This is a genomic window from Thermoflexus sp. (assembly GCF_025055495.1).
Taxonomy (GTDB): domain Bacteria; phylum Chloroflexota; class Anaerolineae; order Thermoflexales; family Thermoflexaceae; genus Thermoflexus.
Genome location: NZ_JANWXB010000228.1, coordinates 1 through 2,767, shown reverse-complemented (window position 1 = coordinate 2,767; position 2,767 = coordinate 1). Strand labels below are relative to the sequence as shown.

Here is a 2,767-nt window from a genome sequence, read left to right as displayed (position 1 = left end):
TTTTGGGGGGCGCGGGGGGGTGACGGCGCCCGGCTCCGCCCTTAAAGAAGTCTTTCTGAGCCAGACGAAGGTCTGAAGGCCCGCGCCTTGTAACCTCGGTGTAACGCCTTTGCAATACCCTTTTGTGAACCTTGTCCCTGAGAGCGTATCCTGGCGTCTGTCCTCCCCGGTTGTCGCCCTCGAGGCAGAAATGGAGGAAGGCCAGGAGAAATTAGATGGCTCAGCATCTGGCAGAGGGAGGCGGGTGTCCATGAGGGAATGCTTTGGGGAGTAGGAGCAGATCCATCGGCGGGTGAGATGCGTCAAAAAGTCACCTCGCCTGCTCCTCTGGTGAACTCGCTTGCCCCTAACCCGGAAACACCGGATCTACAGTTGGGTTCGAGTAGAGCGCCGGAGCGACCAGGCCTCGTTTTTCATTCAGGAGGATTTCCCGCCCAGGAGGATTTCCCGCCGGATGGACGGCTGGACCAGAGCGGCCAGCGTAAAACGTTCTTCGGCACCCTGCGTCCTCACTCCAGCCGTTTTCTCCTGTATTACGCGCCAGGGTGGGATTTGAATCCTTACTTCGTCTATGAGCTGGGAGACGGATTGCGCATAGCCTTGGGTGAGGAGCGAACGCGCTGGACTTATCCGCTGGCTAATCTGCGAGGGGTGCCTGTAGCATTCCGTTCGGATCGCCCGGTGGTGGATGGGGCGCCTCTGAAGGGCATCCAGGCTGCGGTGCTCCGTTGCACCCAGAGCGAGGCCCCGTTCGCTCTGGAAGAGGCGCTTGACGGTAGAAGAAGCATTACGAGCTTACACCTTTAGTGCGGCCTATGCGCCCTTCGCGGAATCGGAGCTGGGGGCCTTGGCTCCGGGCCGATGGGCAGATCTGGTGGTGCTGGGGTAGGATCCCTTCACGGTGGATCCCGAAGCGTTATCGGAGATTCCCATCTTGACCACCATCGTGGGAGGGAAAGGGGTGTATGAGCGATAGAAATGATTCGTGCTAACGAATCATTACCTGTGAAACCGCGGTTATCCTTTCCGGATTTCGGATCCGATCTGGAAGTTCCTTAGGCGAGGGATCACGCCTCCCGGAGTCCGGGCTGTTTTGATTCAGAAAGTCGGGTCACCTCCGTTTGAACTTCGATTGCTTCAAGGGGAAAATGAGGATGGCGAAAGATCGCTGATCTCGCCGGATCCTCTCCAGGGAGGTGCGTCATGGTGATTCGGGAACGCGTGCAGTTTGGGGAGGCAAGGCTGTTCATCGGGGGCCGATGGGTGGATGGAGGGACACCGCTCCCGGTGCGGGATAAATACACCGGGGAGGTGATTGGGACGGTGCCTGAGGCCCGCCGGGAGGATGTGGAAGCGGCGGTGGCGGCCGCGCAGGAGGGGGCGAAGGCGATGGCGGCGTTGCCCGCCTGGCGGCGGGCGGAGATCCTGCGGCGGGCAGCAGAGATGATCCGGGAGCAGAAAGAGGATTTCGCCCGCCTGATCGCCGCTGAGGCCGGGAAGGCGCTGAAATGGGCCCGGGTAGAGGTGGAACGGGCGATCTGGACGTTCACCATCGCTTCCGAAGAGGCCCGGCGGATTGGCGGCGAGGTGATCCCGATGGACGCAGTCCCCGCGGGCGAGGGGTATTTCGGCTTCTACATCCGACGACCGGTTGGGGTGGTGGCGGCGATCTCGCCGTTCAATTTCCCGCTGAACCTGGTGGCGCATAAAGTCGCGCCGGCCCTGGCCGCCGGGAACGCCGTGGTGTTGAAACCAGCCAGCACCACACCGTTGACGGCCGTGAAACTCTGTCAGGTGCTGGAGGCCGCTGGGATCCCCGCTGGCGGCATCAACCTGATCTTCGGCCCGGGGGGGACCGTTGGCGAGTGGTTGGCCGCCCACCCGGGGGTGGGGAAGGTGAGCTTCACCGGCAGCCGGGCCGTCGGGGACCGGCTGACGCGGGTGGTCGGGATCAAGAAGCTGACCCTGGAGCTGGGCAACACGACGCCGGTGGTGGTGGCGGAAGATGTGACGGATTTGGGGTGGGTGGCGCGGCGGCTGGCGATCGGAGCATTTTATAACTCCGGGCAGGTGTGTATCTCGGTGCAGCGGATCTATGGAATGCGGAAGGTGTATGAGCCGTTGGTGGAGACATTCGCCAAGGCGGCTCAGGAGATGGTGGTGGGCGATCCGCTGGATGAGCGGGTGGATGTGGGGCCGCTGATCGATGAGCGGGAGGCCATGCGGGTGGAGGGATGGGTGCAGGAAGCCGTGAGCGGCGGGGCTGAAGTGGTGACCGGCGGGCGACGGGAGGGACCCGTGATGTGGCCCACCGTGCTGATCCGGGCGCGGCCGGAGATGCGGGTGATTCGGGAGGAGGTGTTCGGGCCGGTGGCCTCGGTCCTAGAGGCGGGGGATTTCGAGGAAGCGCTGGCAGCGGCCAACGCCACGGAATACGGATTGCAGGTAGCCGTGTTCACCCGGGACATCAATCGGGTGCTGCAGGCGGCGCAACGGCTGGACTTTGGAGGAATCATCATCAACGATACGCCGAGCTTCCGGGCGGATCACATGCCTTACGGCGGGGTGAAGGGAAGCGGCCTGGGGCGCGAAGGCGTGCGCTATGCCATTGAGGAGATGACCCATGTGCATATGGTGGTGATCCGGCCCGCGCCATAATTTTCCTTTGCTGCGAGTTCAGCGAACGGTTTATGGGGTGCGGGACGACCGAGGCGGGCCCCAACAAACCAAAAAAAAAGAAATAAAACAAACAGTATGGGCAAAACAT

General features: G+C 62.4%; 3 protein-coding genes. All 3 read left to right on the top strand.

The genetic code is table 11. The features are described from left to right. Window positions 1-297 precede the first annotated feature (297 nt). On the top strand, window positions 298-807 hold the full coding sequence (locus NZM16_RS07570; RefSeq protein ID WP_295448818.1) for a hypothetical protein: 510 nt from the start codon (window positions 298-300) through the stop codon (window positions 805-807). Continuing rightward, on the top strand, window positions 770-889 hold the full coding sequence (locus NZM16_RS14030; RefSeq protein ID WP_366946171.1) for an amidohydrolase family protein: 120 nt from the start codon (window positions 770-772) through the stop codon (window positions 887-889). Before NZM16_RS07570 ends, NZM16_RS14030 begins: the two co-directional genes overlap by 38 nt. Before the next feature lie 314 nt (window positions 890-1,203). Continuing rightward, a complete protein-coding gene (locus tag NZM16_RS07565) occupies window positions 1,204-2,658 on the top strand; it encodes an aldehyde dehydrogenase family protein (protein WP_295479695.1) in 1,455 nt (484 codons plus the stop codon). The last annotated feature ends 109 nt before the right edge of the window (window positions 2,659-2,767 follow it).